The organism is Neisseria sp. P0001.S005 (assembly GCF_051963715.1).
In genome coordinates this window covers 1-214 of record NZ_JBQCTZ010001153.1, presented here as the reverse complement: position 1 = coordinate 214, position 214 = coordinate 1, and the positions used below count along the sequence as shown (strand labels likewise).

At 59.3% G+C, this 214-nt stretch carries 1 pseudogene; it reads left to right on the top strand.

The features are described from left to right. Positions 1-111 (top strand): annotated as a pseudogene (locus tag ACTHSP_RS24380) (crossover junction endodeoxyribonuclease RuvC); the annotation flags it as partial. Positions 112-214 lie beyond the last annotated feature (103 nt).

Here is a 214-nt window from a genome sequence, read left to right as displayed (position 1 = left end):
GCCGCCGACGGACTCGCCGTCGCCCTCACCCACGCCCTGCGCAATCACGGATTGGCTTCGCAACTCAACCCCGACGGACTGCAGGTCAAACGCGGCCGCTTCCAATGGTAAGCCGACATTCAGGCCGTCTGAAATAGTGTTCCAGCCCGTTTTCAGACGGCCTTTCGGTTATAATAGCCCTTTGCCCACATACAGCGAGCCTTCATGAAAGCCG